16 protein-coding genes are annotated in these 24060 nt (G+C 71.4%); 5 read left to right on the top strand and 11 right to left on the bottom strand.

All coding sequences use genetic code 11. The features are described from left to right. Positions 1 to 203 precede the first annotated feature (203 nt). Both ACFY1L_RS15480 and ACFY1L_RS15475 read right to left on the bottom strand, forming a co-directional pair. On the bottom strand, positions 204 to 1181 hold the full coding sequence (locus ACFY1L_RS15480; RefSeq protein ID WP_388823494.1) for a YbhN family protein: 978 nt from the start codon (positions 1179 to 1181) through the stop codon (positions 204 to 206). A gap of 82 nt (positions 1182 to 1263) precedes the next feature. After that, on the bottom strand, positions 1264 to 2151 hold the full coding sequence (locus tag ACFY1L_RS15475) for an SDR family NAD(P)-dependent oxidoreductase (RefSeq protein WP_388823492.1): 888 nt from the start codon (positions 2149 to 2151) through the stop codon (positions 1264 to 1266). A 71-nt stretch (positions 2152 to 2222) separates the two neighbouring features. On the opposite strand from ACFY1L_RS15475, the gene ACFY1L_RS15470 reads away from it, so the two are divergent. Both ACFY1L_RS15470 and nagZ read left to right on the top strand, forming a co-directional pair. Beyond that, the gene (locus ACFY1L_RS15470; protein ID WP_388823490.1) at positions 2223 to 3137 is read left to right on the top strand and encodes a LysR family transcriptional regulator; all 915 of its coding nucleotides are present in this window, start codon (positions 2223 to 2225) and stop codon (positions 3135 to 3137) included. Between the two features lie 94 nt (positions 3138 to 3231). After that, entirely contained in the window at positions 3232 to 4719 is a 1488-nt protein-coding gene (nagZ, locus tag ACFY1L_RS15465; protein ID WP_388823488.1) for a beta-N-acetylhexosaminidase, read from the top strand. A 26-nt stretch (positions 4720 to 4745) separates the two neighbouring features. Here nagZ and ACFY1L_RS15460 read toward each other — a convergent pair whose 3' ends face one another. Next, entirely contained in the window at positions 4746 to 6032 is a 1287-nt protein-coding gene (locus tag ACFY1L_RS15460) for a glycosyl hydrolase (RefSeq protein ID WP_388823486.1), read from the bottom strand. A gap of 8 nt (positions 6033 to 6040) precedes the next feature. Here ACFY1L_RS15460 and ACFY1L_RS15455 point away from each other — a divergent pair, with 8 nt between their 5' ends. Beyond that, positions 6041 to 7111 (top strand): N-acetylglucosamine kinase, encoded by a 1071-nt coding sequence (locus tag ACFY1L_RS15455; protein WP_388823484.1) that lies wholly within the window; start codon positions 6041 to 6043, stop codon positions 7109 to 7111. 46 nt (positions 7112 to 7157) lie between these two features. Further along, the gene (locus tag ACFY1L_RS15450) at positions 7158 to 9425 is read left to right on the top strand and encodes a glycoside hydrolase family 3 N-terminal domain-containing protein (protein WP_388823482.1); all 2268 of its coding nucleotides are present in this window, start codon (positions 7158 to 7160) and stop codon (positions 9423 to 9425) included. Here the strand turns inward: ACFY1L_RS15450 and ACFY1L_RS15445 are convergent. The 6 genes from ACFY1L_RS15445 to ACFY1L_RS15420 all read right to left on the bottom strand — a co-directional run bounded on the left by ACFY1L_RS15445 (position 9415) and on the right by ACFY1L_RS15420 (position 18668). After that, positions 9415 to 10293, bottom strand: a complete 879-nt coding sequence (locus tag ACFY1L_RS15445) for a carbohydrate ABC transporter permease (protein WP_388823480.1) — start codon at positions 10291 to 10293, stop codon at positions 9415 to 9417. The two genes, ACFY1L_RS15450 and ACFY1L_RS15445, sit on opposite strands and share 11 nt — an antisense overlap. Beyond that, on the bottom strand, positions 10290 to 11306 hold the full coding sequence (locus ACFY1L_RS15440; protein ID WP_388823478.1) for a carbohydrate ABC transporter permease: 1017 nt from the start codon (positions 11304 to 11306) through the stop codon (positions 10290 to 10292). The genes ACFY1L_RS15445 and ACFY1L_RS15440 overlap by 4 nt, the downstream gene beginning before the upstream one ends. A 2-nt stretch (positions 11307 to 11308) precedes the next feature. Then, positions 11309 to 12679 carry an extracellular solute-binding protein gene (locus ACFY1L_RS15435; protein ID WP_388823476.1) on the bottom strand — a complete coding sequence of 457 codons (1371 nt, stop codon included), beginning with the start codon at positions 12677 to 12679 and terminating at the stop codon, positions 11309 to 11311. 129 nt (positions 12680 to 12808) lie between these two features. Then, positions 12809 to 13435, bottom strand: coding sequence for a peptidyl-prolyl cis-trans isomerase (locus ACFY1L_RS15430; protein ID WP_388823474.1), 627 nt, complete (start codon positions 13433 to 13435; stop codon positions 12809 to 12811). Continuing rightward, positions 13432 to 17649 carry an NEW3 domain-containing protein gene (locus tag ACFY1L_RS15425; RefSeq protein WP_388823472.1) on the bottom strand — a complete coding sequence of 1406 codons (4218 nt, stop codon included), beginning with the start codon at positions 17647 to 17649 and terminating at the stop codon, positions 13432 to 13434. The genes ACFY1L_RS15430 and ACFY1L_RS15425 overlap by 4 nt, the downstream gene beginning before the upstream one ends. A 134-nt stretch (positions 17650 to 17783) precedes the next feature. After that, on the bottom strand, positions 17784 to 18668 hold the full coding sequence (locus tag ACFY1L_RS15420; RefSeq protein ID WP_361260800.1) for a MurR/RpiR family transcriptional regulator: 885 nt from the start codon (positions 18666 to 18668) through the stop codon (positions 17784 to 17786). A 170-nt stretch (positions 18669 to 18838) separates the two neighbouring features. Here ACFY1L_RS15420 and ACFY1L_RS15415 point away from each other — a divergent pair, with 170 nt between their 5' ends. Next, positions 18839 to 19603, top strand: a complete 765-nt coding sequence (locus tag ACFY1L_RS15415) for a sugar isomerase domain-containing protein (protein ID WP_388823470.1) — start codon at positions 18839 to 18841, stop codon at positions 19601 to 19603. Positions 19604 to 19683: 80 nt separating this feature from the next. Here ACFY1L_RS15415 and ACFY1L_RS15410 read toward each other — a convergent pair whose 3' ends face one another. Both ACFY1L_RS15410 and ACFY1L_RS15405 read right to left on the bottom strand, forming a co-directional pair. Further along, on the bottom strand, positions 19684 to 22770 hold the full coding sequence (locus ACFY1L_RS15410) for a beta-N-acetylglucosaminidase domain-containing protein (protein WP_388823468.1): 3087 nt from the start codon (positions 22768 to 22770) through the stop codon (positions 19684 to 19686). A 117-nt stretch (positions 22771 to 22887) separates the two neighbouring features. After that, positions 22888 to 23952, bottom strand: a complete 1065-nt coding sequence (locus tag ACFY1L_RS15405; protein ID WP_388823466.1) for a LacI family DNA-binding transcriptional regulator — start codon at positions 23950 to 23952, stop codon at positions 22888 to 22890. Positions 23953 to 24060: the final 108 nt, after the last annotated feature.

Genomic DNA, 24060 nt, shown 5'->3' with positions numbered 1-24060 from the left:
CGGTTCCGTCTCATCTGGCGGTACGACATCTGCTCGTCGCACCGGCCGAGGGATGTCGACGCCGGGAACCGTGCAGGTCAGAGGGCCGCTGCGGGGTCGGCCGAATATGCACCTGACAGGACCGTCCGCGCTGTCACCTCTTACGTTTGACCAGTCGGACATCAGTACGTCACATGCAGAACGGCCGAAGCCCGACGGTGGGTTCACAGCACTTTCCGCTGCACCAGTGCCGACAGCACCAGCGCCCCCGGCAGCAGGGGCAGCCAGGCCGTCAGGACGCGGTAGCCGATGACGGTCGCCGCCGCCAGGTCCAGCGGGGCGTCGAAGGCGACGAGGGTGAACACCACCGCCGCGTCCACGGGGCCGATGCCGCCGGGTGCGGGTACGGCACCCACTGCCGCGCTCGCGGCGAGGAACGCGAAGGTCACCTCGGCCCAGGACAGCGACAGGCCGAGCGCGGCGCCCACCGAGGCGATCACGCTCCCCTGGAGCAGCGGGGCGGCCACGGCTCCGCCCCAGAGGGCGAGGACCCGGGCCGGGCGGGTGTGCAGCCGCCGTGCGTCGGTGAGGGCGCAGCGTACGGCGGTGAGGAGGGGGCGGCGCAGCGGTCGTACGGCGGTCAGCAGGGCGGTCACGGCGGCCAGGGCGAGGGCCAGGCCTCCCGCGAGCATGGTCGACGTCTGTTTGTCCGGGACGAGTTCACCGATCCGCAGCAGGTCGGGGAAGGCCGCGAGGAAGACCAGCAGTACGGCTGTCCTGGCGATCGGTTTGACCAGGGAGTAGAGCGCGAGGGAGGCCGTGGCGCGGGCGAGGGGGATGCCGCGGTTCTGCAGGAAGCGCAGGGTGACGGCGTGGGCGCCGATGCTCGCCGGGAGCAGCTGGTTGGCGGCGCCGGCGGCGAACTGCGAGGCGAGCAGCGGCCCCGGCGGGAGCCGTTCCGGCACGGCGCCCTGCCGCATGCATGCGGCACACACCCAGCCCAGGCAGTTGAACAGCATCGCGGCCAGCAGCCACCAGGGATCGGCGGAGGCCAGCCGGGCGGTGCCGTCGTACATGGTGCGCCAGTCGATCGCGGCCCATGCGCCGATCAGGAGGAGGGGGAGCAGGACCAGGGCCCGGCGGGCGACTCGGGCCGCGGGGAGCGGTGGTGCGGGGGCGTCTTCGAGCGGGAGCAGGGACACGGCGGAACCGTTCCCGCCCGGTGTGACGCCGCGGTGTCCGGAAGTCGAAGGGGCGCGGGCGGGTGGACGACGTGCCCGGCGGTCATGGCACCAGCAGTCGGTCCTGTTCGGTCGGGGGTGTGCCGTCGTGCCAGGGGAGGACCTTGCCGAAGCGGATCAGTTCGCCGTATGCGGACGGGTCCACGTGGTCGGTGAGGATCAGGTCGAGGACCGGGGCTGCGGCCTGCGCCGGGGTCTGGGCGTGGCTGTAGTCGCTGAACCAGGGGCGGGAGGCGCGGGTGTCGATCATGCCGGGGCAGACGGCGGCGACGAGGGTGCCGGTCGCCAGGTCGTGGTCGCGGCGGGTGGCGGCGACGGCGCGTACGGCGGCGACCTGGGCCACCTTCGAGGGGACGTTGAGCCACAGGGGCCAGCCCTCCTGCTGTGCCGTGCCGTTGCGGACCGACCTGCGCCAGGACTCCACCGTCTGCTCCACCTCGTCGAGCGTCGCGCCGTCGAAGAGGGGGTGGAAACGTGCGTCCAGATGACCGAGCGTGCCCAGGGTGCTCGCCACCACGATCAGGCGGCCGCCGGGCCGCAGGACGGCGCCGAAGGATCGTAGGACCGCGTGGGTGGCCGTGTTGGAGACGGTGATGAACTCGTCGGCCTGGGCAGCCTGTGAGCGGTCGGGCAGGAGCGGGGCGATGGCGTTCGAGATCACCACGTCCACTCCACCGTGGCGGTCGTGGAGTTCGGTGGCCAGCGCGCTGACGGCCGCCGTGTCGGAGACGTCCAGGACCCTGCCCTCCACCCGGGCGCGGGTGCCCGGCGCGTTCGCCACCTCCTGGGCGGCCTCGGCGACGCGGCCCGCGTTGCGGCCGGTCAGCAGGACGACGTCGGCCGGGTTCAGCCGGGCCGCGAGCCCTTCGACGAGTGCGCGGCCGAGCCCCTGGTTGGCCCCCGTGACGAGGGCGATGCGAGAAGAGGTCATACGGCCACGCTAGGAATCCGCACATCCATGCGTCCAACGAAAGTTACGCACTCCTGGTATGCGTGTATGTCATGGACTTCACCGACGTCTCGCTGACCGCGCTGCGGGTCTTCCGGGCCGTGGCCGAGCAGGGCACCTTCACCGCGGCGGCCGCCTCGCTGGGCTACACCCAGTCCGCGGTGTCCCGGCAGATCGCCTCCGTGGAACGAGCCGCGGGCGCACGGCTGTTGGAGCGGCGGCGCGACGGCGTACGGCTGACGGCGGCCGGGCGGGTCGTGCTGCGCCGGGCCGGTGCCGTGCTCGAGCAGATCGACGGCGCGGCGCGCGAGCTGGCCGGTCTGCCCGCGCAGGCCGGTGTGGTGCGGGTGGGCTGGTTCCCCAGTGCGGGCGCCTTCGTGGTGCCCCGCGCCCTGGCCGCGCTGCACCGCACGGATCCGGCGATCACGGTCGAGACCCGCGAGGGCAGCACCCCGGCGCTGGTGCGTGCGCTGCGCGCGGGCAGCCTGGACCTTGCGCTGCTGGCCGCGGCGCCGCCCTTCCGGCCGCCGGACGCCGAGTCGCCCGCGCTGGTCCTGGAGACGCTCACCGAACGCGGCCTGCGTCTGGCGATCCCGGCGGCGCATCCGCTGGCCCGCGGTGACTTCGTCGACGTGACCGATCTGCGCGGGCAGCGGTGGATCGCCGGGCCGGCGTCGGGCGGGGACCTGCTGATGGGGGTGTGGCCGGGGCTCGACGAGCGGGCCGAGATCGCCCACACCGCGCGGGACTGGCTGGCAAAGCTGCACCTCGTCGCGGCCGGGTGCGGACTGACCACCGTGCCGGCGGCTCTGGTCCATGCCGTGCCGGAGGGCGTACGCGTCCTCCCGGTGCGCGGCGGTCCGCAGGAGCAGCGGCGCCTGCTGCTGGCACGGCTGCCCCAGGCGCCGTCGGAACCGGCGGTGCGGGTGGCCGAGGCGCTGCGGGCGGCGGCCCTCGACGCGGGCTGACCTGCTGCGACGGCCATTGATCCGCACCCATCCGATGAATCATTCAGCCAGTGAAGTGTTGACTTTCGGCTGATTAAGCCAGAAGAATCCTGGGGTGACCTCCGAGCGCGTGTCCGTGGGCCCGGCCCTGTCATCCGTCTCCTCCGACCTGGACGAGGCGGTGCACCGCTGTCTGGTCGCCGGGTTCGACGGCACCACGACCTTCCCCGACACCCTCAAGCGGCTCGTCGACCGCGGGCTGGGCGGCGTCATCCTCTTCACCCGCAACGTGCGCGACGCAGAGCAGGTCCGCGAGCTCACCGACGCGCTGCGGGCGATACGCCCCGATCTGCTGGTCGCCATCGACAACGAGGGCGGCGGCATCGGCCACCTGGTCGGCGCGGGCGCCCCCGAGGTCCCCGGCTCCTACGCCCTCGGCGTCGCCGACGACCCGAACCTGACCGCCCGCTGCGCCGACGCGCTCGCCGGGCACCTGGCCACGCTCGGCATCACCGCCTCCTACGCCCCGGTCGCCGACCTGCAGCGCCGGCCGGACAACCCGATCGTGCGCACCCGCTCCTTCGGCGCCGACCCCGAGCTCGCCGCCCGCCATCTGCGGGCCTGGATCACCGCCACCGAGGCCCGCGGCATCGCCTCCTGCGCCAAGCACTTCCCCGGCCACGGCGGCACCGAGACCGACAGCCACCACGACCTCGCCGTCGACCCGCGGCCGTACGAGGAACTGCGGGTCGATCTCGAACCGTTCCGTGCGGCCGTCGCGGCGGGTGTGCCGATGCTGATGAGTGCGCACGTCGTCTTCCCGGCGCTGGATGCCAACCGTCCGGCCACCCTCAGCCGTCGCATACTCGGCGACATCCTCCGCCACGACCTGGGCTTCGATGGGGTGCTGGTCAGCGACGCCCTGGAGATGAAGGCCATCGCCGACCGGTACGGCGAGGCGGCAGGCGCGCGGATCGCCCTCGCCGCGGGCGCGGACCAGGTGATCGTCGCCGTACCGGACCTGGAGGTCACGCTCGCCTGCCGGGACGCGGTGCTGGACGCCCTGGACTCCGGCCGGCTGTCGGAGGAGCGGGTGTGGGAGGCCGCGGGGCGGGTGCGGCGGCTCGCCGAGCGGTACGCCACCCCGGCCGCGGTCGTGGCGGGCTGGGACGGCGAGGCCGGGCTGGAAGCTGCGCGGCGCGCCGTCCGGAGCCGGGGCGTGCCGCCTTCCGTGCGCGGCGCCCACGTCGTCGACCTCTTCCCGCCACCGCACCCCGCCCTCAACTGGGGCGGCGAGGACCTGCTCAGCGAGCTGCGCCCGCTCGACGTCAAGGCGGGCGGCACGGCGGTGAGCGGGGAGCCGGCGGATCCGGCCGCCCTGGTCGACGGGATCCTGCGGATATCCGCCGGCTCGCCGCTGGTCGTGGCCACCTGTGACGCCGGGCTGTATCCCTGGCAGGCCCGTTTCCGCGACGCCCTGCTGGCCCGGCGCCCGGACGCGGTACGCGTGGACACCGGGCTGCCGGAGGGCGGCGACCTGTGCTCGTACGGGCGCGGGCGGGTCAACCTGCGGGCCGTGGCCGAGGTGCTGGCCGGCGCCTGACGGCCATCACCGCAGGCGTACGGCCGTCAGGGCAGTCTTACGGTCTCCGCGATCCCGCGCGCCGCCAAGTACTCGGCGTCGTCCGCCCGTTCGGTGAGCACCACCGCCGGTCGCGCGCCCTGCTTGCGCAGCCGCATCCACTCCTCGAAGTACGCGCCGCCGGGACCGGACACGGAGCGGGTCGCCGGTGTGCAGTCCAACACCAGGGCGGTGTCGCGGGGTTGGGGGGACACCGGCTTCGCGCGCAGTTCGGTGATCGTCTCGGCGAGAGCCCCGGCGATCGGCTTGGTGCCGCCCACCGAGTCGAACAGGCCCAGGGTGTACTCCAGTTCCGGGTAGTCGGCCAGTGAGCGGTCGACGTCGTGGGAGCACCACCACGTCACGCCCCAGAGTCCCTCGCAGTCGGCCGCGTTGAGGACGGTGGCGCGGGCGAAGCCCGGTGCGTCGGCCGCCGGGATGTGCGGCTCGGGTGCGCCCGTCTCCTGGACCCAGACCGGACGGGACGGATCTTCGGCGTATGCCTTCGCGAGCTCGGTGCCGTACTCGGCGAGGTGCAGCACCTCGGGGGAGCGGGGGCCGTAGCGGCGGGCGCAGTCCGCGGAGAACACCCAGGGGTGCACGGTCGTGACGTCGCCCTTGCGGGCCGAGGCCTCCGGCGTGAACGGGTGGTCGTCGCCGTACCAGGCCGCGTCGTAGGCGGAGTGCGTGGCCAACTGGCCCTCGCGCAGGTTCTCGTGGGCCGCCGCCAGCAACGTGTCGAGGTAGCGGTCGACCTCGGCCGCGGTCACCGGGTTGTGCTCGACCAGGTTGTTCAGCTCGTTGCCGAGCTGGAGGCCGATCAGGTTCGGGCGGTCGGCCAGGGCGCGGCCGAGCGTGCGCAGCAGCTCCGCCTGTGCCTCGACGGCCTCAGGGTCGGTGAAGACGTTGCGGTGGTGCCAGCTGCGGGTCCACTCCGGGTAGAAGTCGAAGCTCGACAGATGGCCCTGCACACCGTCCACCATGACGTCGAGACCGGCCTCGGCCGCGAGGTCCACCAGCCGCACCAGCTGGTCGACGGCGGCGGTGCGGATGAGCGTGCGGTTGGGCTGGAGCAGCGGCCAGAGGTGGAAGACCCGGATGTGGTCGAGGCCGAGCCCGGCGATCTGGGCCAGGTCCTCGCGGGCGTGCTCGGGGTCGAAGTCGTGCCAGGAGTGGAACCAGCCGCGGCGGGGCGTGTAGTTGACGCCGAAGCGGAGCGTAGGGATGGGATCCTCCTCGGGTCGCCGACCCTCGTGGGTCGGGGGCTTGTCCTCGCTGAATGTATCAACCACCATGGTCGGTAATGAATAGCGATTTGAACCAAGCTTCCGGCGAACCGGCGGCCGGGCCGGATCCGGAACTGGTCGTCGGGATCGATGCCGGCGGCACCCGCACCCGGGCCGTCCTCGCCGGTGCCACGGACGGCCGCCTCCTCGGTGAGGGCGCCGCCGGTCCGGGCAACGCCCTGACCGTCCCGCCGGCCCAGCTCACCGAGCACCTCGCCGAGGCGGTCGCCGGGGCGGTCCCGGAGGGTGTGCGGGGCAGGGTCGTCGCCGTCGGCGGCGGTTTCGCGGGTGCGACGGGCGTCGACGAGGGCGACCCCGGGCGCCTCAACGCTCTGACCGCGCTCACTGCCGCCCTGCGCCGACTGGGCATCAGCGCCGACTCGATCGCCGTCAGCAGTGACATCGAGGCCGCCTTCGCCTCCGCCCCGGGCACTCCGGCGGACGGTCTCGCCCTGGTCGCCGGCACCGGCGCCGTCGCCATGCGCATCACCGACCGCCGCTGCACGGCCACGGTCGACGGCGACGGCTGGCTCCTCGGCGACGACGGCAGCGGCTTCTGGATCGGGCGGGAGGCGGTACGGGCCGCGTTGCGGATGGCGGACGGGAGGGGTGGGGCGACGGTGCTGGCGGAGGCGGTGGGGCGGGCCCTGGGGCTGCCGGCGGAATGTCTGCCGGGGGTCGGTTCCGGTGGGCGGGACGAGGGGGCCGGTGCGGGTTCCGCCACCCCCGTCGCCTCCGACTGGTCCCGCGTCGGCCGCGAGGCCTACCGCATGCATCTGCTCCCTGTCGTCATGGCCCAGCCCCCCACCCGGCTCGCCCGCCTCGCCCCGCTGGTGGCCGAGGCGGCCCGCGAGAAGGACCCCGTGGCATTGCGGATCCTCGACGAGGCAGTGGATCAACTCACGCACACGATCAGGGCGTTGGAGCCGCGGCCGGGTGAGCCGGTGGTCGCGACCGGCGGGCTGCTCGGCCCCGACGGCCCCCTGACCGCACCCCTCACCGCCCGCCTCCAGACCCTCGGCCTCACCCTCGACTGGGTCGCCGACGGCTGCACGGGAGCCGTGGCCCTCGCTCGCCTCCTCGTCTGACCAGCACGCACGAAGTCCGACCAGCACGCACGAAAGGACCGGCCGCATGCCGACTCCCGAGCCCGCGGCCGCCCGTGCCGAACGCCCACAGGGGAACCGCCCCCTCTATCGCGACCCCTCCGCCCCGCTCGACGCCCGAGTCCGCGATCTCCTCTCCCGAATGACCCTCCGAGAGAAGACCGGCCAGCTCAACCAGCGCATGTACGGCTGGAACGCCTACCGCCGCAACCCTGACGGCGGCTTCGAACTCACCGACGCCCTGTACGCCGAGACCGAACGCTTCGAGGGACTCGGCGCCCTGTACGGGCTGATGCGCGCCGACGCCTGGTCCGGTGTCGACCACACCAACGGGCCCGGCGCCGACGACAGCGCGGCCCTCGCCGACCTCGTGCAGCGGCATGTCCTCGAGCGCAGCCGCCTCGGCATCCCCGCCCTGTTCGTCGAGGAGGTGCCGCACGGCCACATGGCCCTGGACGGCACGGTCCTCCCCGTCAACCTGGCCGTCGGTTCCACCTGGGACCCCGCGCTGTACGAGCGCGCCGCCGCCCACGCCGCCGCCGAACTCCGCACCCGCGGCGGCCACTTGGCGCTGGTCTCGGCGCTCGACATCGTCCGCGACCCCCGCTGGGGCCGCACCGAGGAGTGCTTCGGCGAGGACCCGTACCTCGCCGCCCGTCTGACGGAGGCCCTCGTGCGCGGCATGCAGGGCACCCCGGCGGACACCTTCGCCGCCGACAAGGCTCCCGTCGTCCTCAAGCACTTCGCCGGGCAGGGCGCCACCGTCGGCGGCCGCAACTCCGCCGAGTCGGAGCTCGGGCTGCGTGAACTCCACGAGATCCACCTGCTCGCCGCCCGGACCGGCATCCGCGCCGGGGCCGCCGCCGTCATGGCCGCGTACAACGAGGTCGACGGCATGCCCTGCTCGGGCAACAGGCATTTGCTCACCGAGGTGTTGAGGGAGCAGTGGTGCTTCGACGGGCTGGTCATGGCCGACGGTCTCGCCGTGGACCGCCTGGCCCGGATCACCGGCGACGAGGTCTCCGCGGGCGCCCTCGCCCTCAACTCCGGTGTGGATCTGAGCCTTTGGGACGACGGCTTCACGCATCTCGAGGCTGCGGTGGAGCGCGGGCTTGTCGATGAATCCGTCCTGGACGCCGCCGTCGCCCGCGTCCTGCGTCTCAAGTTCCGTCTCGGTCTCTTCGAACAGCCTTTCAGCGCAGGCGAGTTGCCTTCACCTCGGCAGGGCCGGGCCTTGAGCGCCGATCTCGCCAGGGCGTCCGTCACCCTCCTCCGCAACAGCGACGACACCCTCCCGATCCGGCCGACCGTCTCCCGCATCGCCGTCCTCGGACCCCAATCCGCCACCACCGCCCACCAGTTGGGCGACTACACCGCCCCGCAGCGTCCCGGCACCGGCAGCAGCGTGCTCGACGGGCTCCGCAAGCTCGCCCCGCCCGGCACCGACATCCGGCACGCCCGCGGTTGCGCGCTCACCGGCGACGACCTCTCCGGCATCCCCGAGGCGATAGCCGCGGCCGCCGCCTCCGACCTCGCCGTGCTGGTGCTGGGCGGCAGCAGCGCCCGTACGCCGGAGACGGACTTCGCCGCCAACGGGGCCGCGGTCTCTGCGGTTTCCGAGATGACCTGCGGCGAGGGCGTCGACCTCGCCGGACTGCGGCTGGGCGCGGCCCAGTACGCGCTGCTGGACGCCGTCGTCGCGACCGGCACGCCGACGGTGGTCGTGCTGCTGCAGGGCCGCCCGCACGTGGTCCCTGACACGGCGGCCGCCGTGCTCACCGCCTGGTACCCGGGCCCGTGGGGTGGCGACGCCATCGCCGAGGTGCTCCTCGGACACGCCGAACCCTCCGGCCGGCTCCCCGTCTCCGTCCCGCGCTCGGCGGCCCAACTCCCCGTCCACTACAACCACAAGGACACCGAGTACGGCGGCTATGTGGACGAGAGCGCCGAGCCGCTGCACTCCTTCGGGCACGGGCTGTCGTACACGAGCTTCGAGTACGGAACGCCGAGGACGGACGGGCACACCGTCACCGTCGATGTCACCAACACCGGTGAGCGGCGCGGGCGTTCGGTCGTGCAGGTCTATGTGCGGCGGCTGATCACGGCCACCTGGCCGCGCACCCTCGAACTGTTCGCGTTCGAGGGTGTCGACCTGGTGCCCGGCGAGTGCCGTACGGTCACCCTGCCGCTCGACGGGGACCGACTCGCCGGGACCAGGACCGTGGAGATCCGGGTCGCGCAGTCCGCTCGGGCCGCGCTCACCGCCGTACCCGTCCTGCTGGATCTCAGAGCTTGACGGCTCCCGCCGAGACGCCCCGGTAGAACCACCGCTGGGTGATCACGAAGAGCACCAGTACCGGGATCACGGAGATCACCGAACCGGCCATGACCACCCGCTGGTCGTAGCCGAACGACGAGCTCTGCAGCCGGGAGAGGCCCAGCGTCAGGGTCATGTGGCTCTCCGAGCGAAGCACGATCAGCGGCCAGAGGAAGTCGTCCCAGGCGCTGATGAAGGTGTTGATGGTGACCACCATGATCGCGCCCCAGGCGGAGGGCAGATAGAGGTGGCGGAAGCGCTGCCACTCGCCCGCCCCGTCGAGCATCGCCGAGTCCTCGATCTCGCGCGGGACCGCGAGGAACGCGCCGCGCATCAGCAGGACGTTGATGGCGCCGACGAAGCCCGGCAGCCACACGCCCACCAGGTTGTCGACCAGGCCCAGGTCGCGGATGCTCAGGAACAGCGACACCATGATCGACTCGAAGGGGAACATCATGGAGGCGACCAGCACCACCCAGACCGCCTTGCGGCCCTTCCAGCCGGGCTTGGAGAGCATGTAGCCGGCCGTCGTGGAGAACAGCAGCTGGCTGACGATCGACAGGACGACCACGATCACGCTGTTGCGGATGTACGTGGCCACCGGCACCTGGTCGAAGACCTGCCGGTACGCGCGCAGGGTCGGGTGGTGCGGCAGCAGGGAGGCGTTCGCGCCGAAGACGTCCTCGCCGACGCCCTTCAACGACGCCAGGAACTGCCAGACCAGCGGGCCGACGGTGATGCCGAGCACGAACAGCAACAGCAGGTAGCGGACGACGAGTTCGCGGGGGCGGCCGTAGTCCCGCCAGCGCGGCATCAGGCGCCGGGGCTTGTCGACGGCGGTCGTCATGCCTCGTCCTCCTTCGTCAGGCGCTGCGCCAGCAGGGTCAGGCCGAGGGTCAGCACGAACAGGGCGACGCTGACCGCGGAGCCGTAACCGGCGTTACCGGTGAGCGGATCCAGGCCGACGTCGCGGATGTAGAAGGGCAGGGTGCGGTCGGCGCCGCCGGGGCCGCCGGTCGAACTGCCCAGCATGTAGATCTCGGTGAAGACGCGCAGCGAGCCGATGCCGGTGAGCGTGCCGACCAGCATCATGGCCTGCCGTACGCCCGGCATGGTGATGTGCCAGAAGCGGCGGACCGCGCCGGCGCCGTCCATCTGCGCCGCCTCGTGGAGTTCCTTCGGGACGTTCCCGAGCGCGGCCAGATAGAAGATCATGTACCAGCCGAGGCCCTTCCAGAGGGTGAGGCCCATCGCGGACAGCAGGATCAGCCACGAGTCGGACAGGAACGGGATGGCCGACTTGATCAAGTGGGCTTTCTGCAGCCAGGTGTTGACCAGCCCGTCGTCCGCCAGCAGCCACTGCCAGCTCAGACCCACGACCACGCTGGAGGCGAGGACGGGGGTGTAGAAGGCGGAGCGGAAGAAGCCGATGCCGGGCAGGTTCTTCTCCACCAGGACGGCGAGCATGAGGGGCAGCAGCACCATCAGGGGGACGACTATGACGGCGTAGAGCAGGCTGTTGCGTGTTGCGAGCCAGAAGTCCGAGTCGTCCAGCATCCGGGTGTAGTTGTCCAGCCCGACGAAGCTCGCGGCGCCGCCCAGCGGCTTGGCGTTGGTGAACGACAGCAGGACCGTGTTGAGGAACGGGAACACCCCGAACACCACCGCGCACACGATCGCGGGCAGGGTCCACAGCCAGGGCAGCCACCAACGGCGGTACAGCGCTGCTCCGTTGGCGCCCGGAGCGGGGCCCGGCAGCAGCGCCCGGGCGATGCGGCGGGTACGGGACGGGGCCGGGCCCGGCACGGAGGTGCGCTCCGTACCGGGCACGGTCACCGGCCTCGCGGTTTCGGTCGCCACGCTCAGCCCGCCTGCTTCAGCAGCTCGTTGGCCTTCGCCTGGGCGTCCTTCACGGCCTGCGCGGGGCTCTTCTTGCCCTGCATGGCCAGCTGCACCTGTCCGACGATCGCGTTCTGCACGGCCGGGGAGAGGTTGGTCTGGTAGGCGGTGGTGGTCTTCAGCTGTTCGGCGACGAGCTTGCGGGCCTGGGAGAAGGGGTCGGTGCCGGTCACCTTCTGGAAGAAGGGGTCCTCCAGCGAGGCAGTGGTCGTCGGGAAGATCACGACGTTCGGGTCCTTGCACCAGGCCGTCTGGTTCTCGGCGTTGGTGAGGTACTCGCCGAAGGCGAGCGCAACCGGCGCGTGCTTGCTGGTCGCGGCGACCGAGATGTACTGCGGGGCGCCCGTGGTGTGGCCGAGCGCGTCGAAGGGCTGCTGGCCGACGGCCGTCTTGTTGTAGATCGACGGGCTGTTCTGCTTCACGAAGCGCACGAAGCTCGGGTTCGTCGAGCCGTAGGCGACCTTGCCCTGGCTGTACAGCGTGGAGGGGTCGTTGCTGGAGGACAGCGAGTCCTTCGGCATCGCGCCCTCCTTGTACAGCTTCGCCATCCAGGCCACCCACTGCGTGGTCCTCGGATCATTGGCGAACACGGCCGACTTGCCGTCCGCGGACAGCGTCTTGATGTTCATCTGGTCGAAGTCCGCCGGGATCCGCCAGACCGGGTTGGCCATCGTCGCGTAGTACTTGCCCTTGGCCGCCTTGGCGATCTTCTCGTAATCGGCGAACAGGCCGAACATGGTCGTCGGCGGCTTCGCCGGGTCGATCCCGGCCTTGTCCAGCAGGTCCTTGTTGTACGTCAGCAGGACGCCGCCGGTGTACCAGGGGAGCGTGGTGTGGATCGCCGAGCCCGAGGCGTCCTTGAAGGTGCTGGACTTCCAGAACGCCGGGACGAAGGGCTTGGCGACGTCGGGGTCCTTGACGCCCAGGTTGAGCAGGTAGCCGGCCTTGGTGAGGGCGGTGGCCGTCTCGGCGTTGAGGTTGAGCACGTCCGGCAGGGTGCAGGCCTGGGCGTCGGCGACGGTGCGCTGGGTGAAGGTGTTGTCGCCCGGATCGTCGATCCACTTCACCTTGGCGCCGGGGTGGGCCTTCTCGAAGGACTTGATCACCCCGTTGAAGAAGTCCCCGAAGTCCTTCTTCAAGTTCGTCGTCTGGAAGGTGATCTGTCCCTTGACGTCTCCCGTCAGCTTTCCGGAGCCGACGTTGCCCTTGTCGACCTTGCAGCCCCCGGCGGTGCTGTCCCCGCCGCCGGAGCTGCCGGACAGGCCGCAGCCGGCCGCCGTGAGCGTCAGGGCGATGATTCCCGCCATGGATGCGGTGAGTCTTCCAGCGCGCATGTCCACCCTCCTGGGACCAGCCGAGAGGCTGGTTCAATCAACCAACTTCGACTCCGATTGATGAAAAGGTGGACCAGAATTCATCGGAGGTCAATGGGTTGCCGTGTTGCGTTTCGGTTCCGCCCGTGTTCAGTGGCGGTGTTCGTGGTCCGGGTGCGAGGGATCGCCGGGGTGCTCGTGGCCGGCGGCGTACACCACCGAGGCCCGAGCCTGGTCGAACCAGTCGAAGAAGGCGCGACGGCCCGCGGCCTGCGTGAGCTCGCGTGCGATGCCTTCGCGGGCCTGCTCGTACGGCAGGAAGTCCTCGGGTGCGGGTCGGCCGAAGGGGTCGACTCCACGCCGTAGCGCGTCCGCGGTGAGGTAGCGGTCTCGGTTGCGGTCGTAGTAGTCCCGTACCGCGGCCTCGGGGACCTCCTGCTGCCGCTCCAGCTCGGTCAGCAGCAGCCGGGCGGCCGGGGAGTGGGCGAGGGTCGCGGCGACGATGCTGCCGAGGTCGGCGACGTCGGTCCCGGCGATGGCGAGCACGCCGGACGGCGAGACCTCTTCCGGTGGCTCCAACCCCCGTTCCACGCAGGCCCGTCGGGCCAGTTCGTCCGCGACCACTACCTGGGTGGCCCAGCGCCGCCGCTGCCGTTCGGCGCGGGCGAGGGACTCGGGGTGTGTCTCCCGGTCCCGGGCCGGCACGGCCTGCAGCAGCGCGTCCACACGATGTCTCGGGACCGGTTCGCCCCGTACGACCGCCGCGTGTTCCGTCATGGCGTCACCTCCAGCACGATCGCCTCCGTGTAGGCGACCCGGCCGTGCCAGGCGATCTTCGCCATCAGCCAGTACGAGCCCGGTTCGATCGCGCTGCCGTCCACGTCGACGAGGACGTCGAGCTGTTCCCCGGCGGCCAGGGTGAAGCCCTGGCAGCCCGGGTCGACCCCTCCCCATGTGTGCCAGGAGGACACGGTCCACAGGGTGCCGTTGACCGGGCCGAGGGTGTTGTTGCGCAGGGTCACCGGGACGCGGGCCCGCTCGCCCCTTCGCACGCTGATCTGCTCAACTCCCAGGTCTGCGGAGAGAGTTGGTGCTGCGTGGCGCTCGCCCGGAACGTCGAGCGCCACGACATCCTCGTACGTCTGCCCCTCGTAGGTCAGACGGGCGGTCAGCCAGTGCCGACCGGGCGGGGCCTGACCGGGCGGCGTCACCGTGACCTCGCCGAGCGTGAAGCCGCCGGGGCCCAGTGCGTACGGCACCTCGGCGGGCTCGGCCCGCCAGCCGGGCGGGACGCCGATGGCCACGGTGCCGGAGACGGGCGCGTCGGTGAGCTCCGAGGCGATCCGGACGGTCGCGGTGACCGGGCCGCCGGAGGCGGTCAGCACAGTCGGGGAGACGTACGCGGTCACCGGCATGTTGCCGCGCGGCGCCGGGCCGGAGTTGTGCAGCCAGTAGCGGGTGTGGATCGGCTGCGCGGGCTCGTGGGCGGCGACTCCGGGGTCGTACGGCGGCCTGGTCCCCTCGGGCGGTGTGGCGAGGAGCGTCGCCACCTCGAAACCGGTCAGGCCAACGTCGAGCGCCCCCTGGCCGTCGGGCGCCAGCGCCTCTCCGGGGGTCTCCAGTACGTCCGCCCGGGCGCCCCGCACCCACTCCTTCGGTCCGCGCACCCTCACCCGCACCGGGCGCCCGTTGACCTCGTGCATCCGTACGACGACCCCGCGCTCCGGATCCGCGGGAGCCACGCTGCCGCGGGCGAGCGGCGACCCGGCGGGCTTGAGGGCGTCGAGCAGGACCTCACCCGCGGGCTCCACGGCGAGCAGGGTCGACTCCCGTGGCAGGGAGGGCGATTCCACGTGCCCCCGTATTCGCGCGCTCAGCGGATGGTTGAACTCATGCCCCACGCGCGGAAGTTGCTGCTCCCGCCAGTCGCCCTCGCCCGCGACCACCGCGTACTCGAAGGTGTGGGACCAGCGTTGGAGCTGGAACGCCGAGCCGTCGGGGGCCGTGCGGCGGGGCGGGTCGACCCAGATGCCGGACGGCCAGCCCGTGCAGGAGCGCATCAGCGACATGTAGAGGTCGCCCGAGGAGGTGACGACACAGCCCGGCGTGCCCCGGTTGAGGACGGCGAAGCCGCGCCCGTCCCAGGCGTCGCCCGGCGGCAGCGCCTCGCCGCCGCCCGCCGCCGTGGCCGTGACCGTCGCGTCGTCCAGGTCGGCGATCAGCGCGTCGACCGCCTTCGCGTCGCCCTCGGCGTCGGTGCCCGCGACCACCAGCAGCGGCAGCCGCTCCAGGTCCCGCAGGTCGGCCCCGGGCACCCACTCCTCGCGCAGCGAGGCACGCGGCGCGACCCAGACGGCCGCCACACCGCCCTCGGCCAGCCGGCGCCGGAGTTCGCGCTTTGCCGCCGGGTCCCAGCCGAGCGCCTCGGCGACCAGGGAGTTGCGGTCGGGGCCGCCGACGGCGATCCGGATGTCGGGCAGGTTGGAGTCGACCTCCAGGTCGCCGTAGCGCGGTCCGCCGGCGATCGTCGAGGTCGCCGTGACCCCGGCGCGCACGAGGGCCGCCGCGAGCGCGGTGCCGAGCTCACCGGCCCTGTCCCAGTCGGAGTACACGAGCTCGGCCACCCCGATGGACCGTCGGCCGATCAACTCGCCCGTGTCGCCGCGCAGTTCGACCCGTGCCGTCGAGCCGAGCCCGAACCAGGTGTTGGCCGGGTTGTCCAGCGTCCACGGGAACTGCTCGCTGTCCACGTCCACGAACCCGAACCCGCGCCCGATCACCGCGTCCGCCACCTCGTGCACCGGCACCCCGCCCTGCACGTCGGAGGGCCAGCGCACCCGGATCAGCCGGTCGGAGCCGTCGTAACCGTCGATGGTGGTGGTCACGTCGAGACGGTCGATGCCCTTCCACAGGGTCAGCCGCTGTGTGTACCGGAAGAGCCCGAGGTCCGCGCGGACGGTGATCCGCGATCCGGCCGGCGAGTGATCGACATCGATGTCGGCCCGCACATCACGGCTGCGGGCGGCGGTGGTGCCGGTCGGCGTGAGGTGCCAGGGGCCCTCGCCGAAGCGCGGGTGCCGCGGGTACTCCTCCTGTACGACCAGCTCGTTGCCGATGTCGTCGGCGCGCAGCAGCTCACGGCCGCCCTCGGCGAGCGCGCGCAGGCTGCTGACGCCGCCGCCGCGCGAAGGGTCGACCGTCACCTCGTAGAACTCGTTGGCGATGGTGGTGCCCGCGCCGGGTGCCCACTCGGGGACCGAACCCTCCACGAGCGGGAGGGCCTTGAGGCCCATGCCCGGCAACTCCGGTACGACGAGGTGCAGTCGGCCGTCCTCGCGAACGGCGGGCAGACCGAGCGGCACGAGCCCCGGGTCGTCGACCGTCAGTACGTCCGTCCGCTGCCAGGTCGCGGAGTTGAAGACGACCAGGTCGGTGCCGTCACCCGGCGTCACGTGGTCGGCGAGCGCCTGGGTCGCGTCCGTGTGCACGGTCCCGGCGAGGTCGTACAGCTCGCGCCAGCCGGTCATCAGGTCGATGTAGACCTGGTCCGACTCGGATCCGGTGATGGCGTCGTGGTGGGCGCCGTAGATCAGCTGCCGCCAGGCCTTGTCGAGCGCCGCGTCCGGATACGGGTGCCCGGTGACCAGCGAGGCGAGCGTCGCCCAGGCCTCCGCGTCGGCGAGGAGCGTCTCGCCGTGGCGCTGGGCCTGCTTGGTGTCGATGTAGGAGACGTCCTTGCCGGTGTAGACCGGGTTCATGTCCCGGGTCTGCGGGGAGGCCTTGCGGCCCTCGGCGTCGAGCTGGGCGCGGACCGCGGCGAAGAAGTCGCGCGGGATGCCGCTGACGAACCGCGGCCAGACATACCGCTCGTTCCAGTCCCGGTGGATGGCCATCACCCAGCGGCACGGCGGCGCGTAGTCCCCGCCGACCGGGAGCAGCACGTTGCGCGTGAGCGCGACCTTCTTCAGGCCCTTGAACAGCTTGAGCGCGGCCGCCTCCGCCTCGGGGAGGGTGGGTGCGTTGTCGATCGCCCAGCCGGCGCCGTAGTGGTTGACCATGTAGGCGGTCAGGAGCCCGCGTCCGCTCGGTGCGATCCAGCTGAACTCGGCCGGAAACTGCATGCGTTGGGGGTCGCGTGGCTCCTCGCCGAAGACGGAGAGGGTCGGGCCCCACTGATGGAACGGACCCCGCGCCCACGAGCTGGAGCTGATCCCGGCGTCCGCCATCAGCCCCGGGAACTGCGGATCGTGCCCGAACGCGTCCAGCTGCCAGGCCGTCTCGGGCGATCCGCCCATGATCCCGCGCTGGAACCCGTCGCCGTACAGCGCATTGCGTACGGTCGCCTCGGCTCCGGTGAGGTTGGTGTTCGGCTCGTTGTAGGTGCCGCCCATGATCTCGACGCGGCCGGTGCGCATCAGCTCGCGCAGGAAGGCGCGTTCCTCCGGGAAGGCGTCCCAGTACGGCTTGAGGTAGTCGACCTCCGCGAGCACGAAGGTGTACGCCGGGTCGCGGCGGGCCAGGTCGCAGTGGGCGCGGACCAGGCTCATCCCGGACTGGCCGCGCGAGTCGAAGGTGCGGGCCGGCAGGCCGGTGGTGGCCGGGTCGTCGGCGACGTCCCAGGTCTCGGTGTAGGCGGCCTGGGTGTTCCACCAGACGGGGTCGTAGTGGAAGTGGCTGACCATGAACATGGTCCAGCCGGGCTCGGCGGCCGTGAAGCCCGCCGTGAGCCGGGCGGTGTCGGTGCCGTCGGCCGCCGTGACGGTGACCTCGCGGCGCTCGCCCGGTGCGAGGTCGCAGGTCACGGGTATCTCGGCGCGTACGGTCCCGTCGTCGCCGGTGGTGGCGTCCGTCGTGCCGGAGACGCCCGGGCCGTCGACGGTGAGGCGGACCGTGCGGCCCGGGGCATGGCTCAGTTCGACGGCCATCACCTGGTGGGGGTGCTCGGTCGTCCCGACGAAGAGCTCGGTCGACTCGGCAGAGGTGACGCGCATGGGTCTCCTACGAGGATGCTCGGCGGAGACCCCATCCTGGCATCGCCGGGATGATTCAAACAACCATCTTCATGTTTCTTCGGTGGTTCATCCATGCAGAATGGGTGCAGGCATCCGTGCAGGCGAGGACTCGTTCACCTCGTCCGGCGCGACTTCACCGCATGCTGCGGGGTGATGTGGTCGGTCAGCGCCAGGGAGGCGCTCGCGCGCTGGTAGGAGAGCTGCGCGACCCGGACGTAGAGGCAGTCGACAAGCATCAGGACAGAGTGCCGGCCGCCGATGCTGCCCGTGCGGAAGCTGGTCTCCGAGGTGGCCGAGATGAGTCGGACGTCGGCGGCCCTGGCGAGCGGCGAGCGCGGGTCGGTGGTGATGGCGATGGCGGTGGCGCCACGCTCCTTGGCCATCTCGAACGGTTCCAGAGTCTCCCGGGTGGCCCCCGAATGGGAGATGCCGATGGCCACGTCGGCCGGGGTGAGCAGGGCCGCGGAGGTGGCCGCCCCGTGCACCTCGGTCCAGCCGCGGACCGCGCAGCCGATGCGGAACAGCCGGGTCTCCGTCTCCTGCGCCACCGCGCCGCTGCCGCCGACGCCGTAGACGTCGATGCGGCGGGCCTTGGCCAGGGCCTGGGCCGCGCGTTCGAGTGCGTCCAGGTCGATGCGGTCGATGGTCTGCTGGATCGCGCGCAGGTCCGCGACGCCGACGACCTGGACGACCCGCTCCAGGCTGTCGTCCGGCGAGATGTCGGTGTCGATCTCGGTGGAGCCCCACTCGGAGACCTCGCCGCGGCCGCGCTCCTGGGCCAGCTCGATCAGCAGATGCTGGTAGGAGTCGAGCCCTATGGCACGGCAGAAACGGGTCACCGTCGCCTGCGAGGTGCCCGTACGGCGGCCCAGCTCGGCGGCCGAACAGTGGGTGACGGCGGCCGGATCCTCCAGGATCAGCTCGCCGACCTTCCGGAGGGATCCGGCCAGCCGCGGCAGCTCGGTGCGGATCAGTGTGGTGACGTCCGTCGAGGGCATGTGGAGAAGGTATCAGCCACCGCTTGAGGCTTGGATTGAATACCAGGACCACATACCGGTGGTCCGGAACGGGCCATGCCCACGCATTGCTCGCTGCATGAGCCATGTGATTTATTGATTCACCTGTGAAGTCGTACGGGGTGGTTCAATCCACCAGTGGGGAGTGTCGCGTGTCCGTCGAGTCCGTGAGCGCCGAGGGCTTCGCGCGGGAGAGCCTGGCCGTCCTCCAGGACATCACCGCCTCTGCACACGCCGAGGTGGCGGCCGCCGCCGAACTGATCGCCGACTGTGTCCGCGCCGACGGCGTGATCCAGGCCTTCGGCACCGGGCACTCCCAGGCGATGGTCCTCGAAGTCGCCGGGCGGGCGGGTGGGCTGGTGCCGACCAATCGGCTCCAGATCGCCGACCTCGTCCTGTACGGCGGTGACGCCCCGAGCGTCCTCGACGATCCGCTCCTGGAGCGCGAGCCCGGGGTGGCCGGCCGTCTCTACGACCTCGCCGGTCCGCACGTCCAGGATCTCTTCGTCATCATCTCCAACTCCGGTGTCAACAACGTCATCGTGGAAATGGCGCTGCGGGCCAAGGAGCGCGGGCATCGGGTTCTGGGCATTACCTCGCTCACCCATACCCGAGCTGTTCCGGCCGGGCATTCGAGCGGGAAGAAGCTTGTCGACATCGCCGACGTCGTGCTCGACAACCGGGCTCCGCGGGGGGATGCGCTGCTGGAGCTTCCGGGTGGCGGCGCGGTGTGTGCGCTGTCCACGCTGACCGGGGTGATGTTGGTACAGATGGCTGTTGCCGAGGCGTCGAGGTTGCTGCTCGAGTCCGGTGATCGGCCGCCGGTCTATGTCTCGGCCAATGTGCCTGGTGGGTTTGAGGGCAACTTGGAGTTGGAGAAGCGGTACGCCGGGAGGATTCGGCGTACCGCCAGTTAGGTCTCGGTGAATCTGCGGGTCGGTGGGGGCTGGTCGCGCTCACGCGGCGGTAGCCGCATATCGACACAGCCCCGCGCCCCTCAGGGGGTCAATGTTGCCGCCAGTGGATAGGCGCCCGTGGTGTAGGGGGTCTCCGTCTGCCCGGTGGCCACGTCGACTGGTACCAAGGCGTTTGCGTCAGCTGTTGTCACGTAGGCCTTGGTGCCGTTCCAGTTCAGGGCTATGTCGAAGGCCGACTTACCCACCGTTATCCGCTTGGCCGGGGCGCCGGTCACTGTGTCCATCGGTGTGACCGTGTCGCCGTTGCTCGGGCTCACCCACAGGGTGCGGCCGTCCGGTGAGAGGGCCAGGCCGTAGGCCTGACCTGTGACCAGCAGTGTTGGTTCGGTGTCGTTCGTTGCCGTGTCGATCGGGGTGATTGTCGAGCCGCCGGAGTTGGCGACGTACACCGTCCTGCCGTCGGGGGCGGCGACCACGTTGAAGGGGCTCGGGCCGACCGGGACCGCGGTCTCGGCCTTCCCGGTGGTGAGGTCGACGGGCGAGACCGTGTTGTCGTGGATGTTCGCCACGTAGAGCGTCTTGCCGTCCGGTGTGATCGCCATGTTCTCGGGGCCGGAACCGACGGTGACGGGCGTGCCCGTCTTCAGGGTGTCCGTGTCGATCGGCTGGACCGTGCCGTCCGTGTAGTTGGCGACCCAGAGCGTACGGCCGTCCGGGGTGAGGGCCAGTCCGGCAGGGACGCGGCCCACCGGGACCGTCGCGGTCACCTTGCCTTCGGTCACGTCGATCACGCTGACCGTGTTGGAGCCCTGGTTGGCGGCGTACGCGGTGCGGCCGTCGGTGCTCGCGACCACCTCGCCCGGGTTGGCGCCGACCGTGATGGCGGTGCTCTTGCCGGACGCCAGGTCGATCGAACTGACCGATGCGCCACTGAAGTCGGCCGTCAGTGCCCTGGACGTGCCCGTGCCGTCGGTGACCCGGACCGGGAGCGCCCTGGTGAGGATGCCGGTCCCGGACACGACGAGGGAGTGGACTCCCTGTGCCGTCCCGGCGGTGACCTCGACGGTGGCCGAGGCGCTGCCCCCCGCCGGGACGGTGACCGTGCCCTCGGTGGGCGAGGCGTTGACGCCGTCGGGCACCTCGAGCTTCCAGGAGACCGTGCGGGCGGCGGTGGAGCGCTTGTCGGAGAGATCGAGGGTGAGGGTCTCGGTCGCGCCCGGCTTCAGGCTGAGGGAGCCCGGGGTGAAGGAGGCGTCCACACCCGGGTCGGGAGCGGAATCCAGCATCGTCTTGTAGAGGAACTGGTCCATCACACCCGGCGAGACCTGCTGCGGTATCGCGTCGAGCTCCTTGCGCTCGGACTTGAGGCGGTTCCAGTACGTCGATACGGCTTCGGTGTCGCCCTTCTTGTTCGCCAGCAGCAGGTCCACGGCCGTCTGTCCCGCCGTGCCGTATCGGCCGAGCTTGTCCAGCCAGGCCGAAGTCTCGTCCAGGAAGGAGGAGTTGGAGAGGTGGCTGCGCAACTGGCCGGGCGTGGCTGCCATGTCGGTGAAGTACGCGGAGAGTGCGGCGGACGCCCTGTCGAGGCCGCTGTTGTCGTCGTATGCCTTGCGGAAGGCTGCGATGAGCTTCGTGAGCGTGGGGGATTCGGTTGCGTCCAGCTGGGACGAGTAGTTGTTCTCGGCGAAGATGCGCAGCCACTTGGCGGCGGTGGGTCCGGCCAGGTCGCGGACGGCGGCCAGGAAAGCGGTGCGCGGGTTGTACGCGTCCGGGTTCCAGAGGTAGGCGGCCGAGGTGAACAGGGCGATTCGGCTGGCCTCGCCCTGGATCATCGGGTTGGCGGTCACACCGACCGCCTCGCTCGCGACGCCCGGTTCGCGGCCGGTGTAGGGGCCTAGGAGGAGACGGCTCGTGACGTAGTCGTTCACGGGGTAGTTGTCCCAGACCAGGATCGGGTGGCCGTACACGGTGCGGGCCTGCTTCAGCTGCTCGGTGGTGATGGTCGGCGCGATCACGCCGACACCGGTCCACTCCACGACCACGGACGGGTCGAGCTGCTCGCGCAGGGCCTTCTTGTACGGGGAGTCGGCGAGGTCGGAGTACTCGGTGGGGACCATCTCCAGGGGCTGCAGACCCGTGTGGTGGGCGGAGAAGTCCTGCCAGACCCGGTTGAGCAGATGCGCCTGGGCCGCGCCCGCAGCTCCTCCGCCGGTGCCGAACTCCTTCTCGTCGGCGTCGCAGTTCCACTTGGTGTAACTGATGTCGTCCAGCGGGATCGCGAACGACCGCACGCCGATGTCGTAGAGCGAGTCGAACTTGCGGGTGAGGGCGGCGATGTCGGACTCGGAGGAGTAGCAGACCGACAGCCCGGGGGAGAGGGCGTAGGTGAAGCGGACGTGGTTGGCGTCTGCGCGGTCGACCAGTTCCTTGAGCTTCGCGAGTTCCGCGGGTGGGTACTCGTCGCGCCACTGGGCGCGGAGGTAGGCGTCGTCCTTGGGGGAGTAGACGTAGACGTTCTGTTTTGTACGGCCGTAGAAGTCGAGCTGGTTGAGTCGCTCGGCGTGGGTCCAGGGGGTGCCGTAGAAGCCCTCCACCACTCCGCGCAGAGCGGCGGTCGGCCAGTCCCGCACGGTTGCCACCGGCAACTCGCGCTTCTCCGCGACCAGTTGGCGCAGGGTCTGGGCGGCGTAGAAGGTGCCGGTGGTGTCGACGCCGGAGAGTGCGAGGAGGGTGCGGCCGTTGCTGCGGCCTGAGGCGAGGGTGTAGCCGCCGGAGGGCAGGCCGGTCGGGGATTTGGCGTGCAGGTGCTTCAACGCCCTTGCGGTGGCCGGGTTTTCGGAGGGTCCGCCGAGGTAGACCGTGAGGCCGGCCGGCGGGGGGCTGTCGTCGGCGTTCACCGTCGTGATCCGCTTGGCTCCGGCGTCACGCAGGACGGACTCGACGAGGCGGCGGGCGGAGGGGTCGGTCTTCGGGCCGACGACTTCCACCACCCGCTGGGGGATGGGGAGTTGACCCGGTTTGGTGTCGAGCTGCCGGGGGGTCGGCCATATCGGGGGCGACGGTGCCGGGGTGGCGGCCGCCGCCGTCGACAGGGTCGGGACGGTGAGACCGGCGGTCAGCAGCAGCGCGGCCGCCATGAGGCGCCATGGACGTCTGGCAGGGGACATGGATTCTCCTGAGCCATGGGTGAATGCATCCACCGGATGATGCTAGAGATGCTGAATGGAGCATTCAATGGCGCGTGTTGCGGAAGTCCGCGGGAGTTGTTGAAGAGCTGATGAGAGCTATTGGGGCGCAGGCCCGCTGCTGCGGCGCACGACCAGTTCCACGGGGACGAGCGGCTCGACCGGTACCGGCTCGGTGTCGCCCTCCACGCGGTTGAGCAGGAGGCGCAGGGAGCGGGTGCCGATCTCGGTGAAGTCCGTGCGGACCGTGGTGAGCGGCGGCAGGAGGTGCGCGGCCTCGGGGATGTCGTCGTAGCCGACCACGCTGACGTCGGCGGGGACGGAGCGGCCGGCCTCGTGGAGGGCGTGCAGGACGCCAAGTGCCATCTGGTCGTTGGAGGCGAACACCGCCGTGACGTCGGGGCGTTCGGCGAGTCGGCGGCCGAGTTCGTGGCCGGAGTCCGCGCTCCAGTCGCCGAAGAGGGGTTCGGGGACTTCGGCGCCCGCCCTCGTCAGGGTCTCGCGCCAGCTCGCCACGCGCTGGTCGGCGGAGGTCCAGCCGCGCGGGCCCGCGATGTGGTGGACGGTGTGGTGGCCCAGGCTCAGCAGGTGCTCGGTGGCCTTGCGGGCGCCGGTGCGCGAGTCGGCGGTGACGACCGAGGCGCCGCCTGCGACGTCGTTCTCCAGTACCACCAGCGGGGTGTCGAGCCGGGCCTCCGCGAGCGCCCGGCCCACCCATCGCTGCGGGGCGATCGCGATGACGCCGTCCGCGCCCTCGGCCGACAGGCGGTCCACGGCCCGGACGACGGTCTCCCGGTCGGCCGTGTCCAGGGCGATGGAGCTCACCAGGTAACCGGCTTCCTGCGCCGCGGTGTTGATCGCCGTGAGGACGGAGGCAGGTCCGTAGCGGGCGGCGTCGAAGGAGATGACGCCGAGCATCCGGGTACGGCCGCTGGCCAGCGAGCGCGCGCTACGGCTGGGGCGGTAACCGAGGGAACTCATGGCCGCCGTGACCGCCTCCCGCGTCTCGGGCCGCACGGACGGATGGTCGTTCAGCACCCGGGAGACGGTCTGCTTCGAGACACCGGCCAGCCGGGCCACGTCATCCATCACGGGACGCGCTCCGGCGAAGTTCCGCCGGCGACGCGCCTTGGGGGCGGGGCCGTCGGCGGAGCTGGGGGTCATGGCGGCGCTTTCCTCGGCGGATCGTGTTCGGCGGGCGGGGCCCACAGCATAGGCCGGGAGCCGGGAGCCGGGAGCCGGGAGCCGGGAGCCGGGAGCCGGGAGCCGGGA

The sequence above is a fragment of the Streptomyces sp. NPDC001663 genome (genome assembly GCF_042893105.1).
GTDB lineage: Bacteria > Actinomycetota > Actinomycetes > Streptomycetales > Streptomycetaceae > Streptomyces.
Note: the sequence above shows the minus strand (reverse complement) of the source record. Positions and strands in the feature narration are given on the sequence as shown.

Excerpts from the sequence above, each read along its gene's own strand:
- ACFY1L_RS15475 (WP_388823492.1), bottom strand. The coding sequence starts at position 2,151 with ATGACCTCTTCTCGCATCGCCCTCGTCACGGGGGCCAACCAGGGGCTC.
- ACFY1L_RS15470 (WP_388823490.1), top strand. The coding sequence starts at position 2,223 with ATGGACTTCACCGACGTCTCGCTGACCGCGCTGCGGGTCTTCCGGGCC.
- ACFY1L_RS15460 (WP_388823486.1), bottom strand. The coding sequence starts at position 6,032 with ATGGTGGTTGATACATTCAGCGAGGACAAGCCCCCGACCCACGAGGGT.
- ACFY1L_RS15455 (WP_388823484.1), top strand. The coding sequence starts at position 6,041 with ATGAATAGCGATTTGAACCAAGCTTCCGGCGAACCGGCGGCCGGGCCG.
- ACFY1L_RS15450 (WP_388823482.1), top strand. The coding sequence starts at position 7,158 with ATGCCGACTCCCGAGCCCGCGGCCGCCCGTGCCGAACGCCCACAGGGG.
- ACFY1L_RS15445 (WP_388823480.1), bottom strand. The coding sequence starts at position 10,293 with ATGACGACCGCCGTCGACAAGCCCCGGCGCCTGATGCCGCGCTGGCGG.
- ACFY1L_RS15435 (WP_388823476.1), bottom strand. The coding sequence starts at position 12,679 with ATGCGCGCTGGAAGACTCACCGCATCCATGGCGGGAATCATCGCCCTG.
- ACFY1L_RS15430 (WP_388823474.1), bottom strand. The coding sequence starts at position 13,435 with ATGACGGAACACGCGGCGGTCGTACGGGGCGAACCGGTCCCGAGACAT.
- ACFY1L_RS15425 (WP_388823472.1), bottom strand. The coding sequence starts at position 17,649 with ATGCGCGTCACCTCTGCCGAGTCGACCGAGCTCTTCGTCGGGACGACC.
- ACFY1L_RS15420 (WP_361260800.1), bottom strand. The coding sequence starts at position 18,668 with ATGCCCTCGACGGACGTCACCACACTGATCCGCACCGAGCTGCCGCGG.
- ACFY1L_RS15410 (WP_388823468.1), bottom strand. The coding sequence starts at position 22,770 with ATGTCCCCTGCCAGACGTCCATGGCGCCTCATGGCGGCCGCGCTGCTG.
- ACFY1L_RS15405 (WP_388823466.1), bottom strand. The coding sequence starts at position 23,952 with ATGACCCCCAGCTCCGCCGACGGCCCCGCCCCCAAGGCGCGTCGCCGG.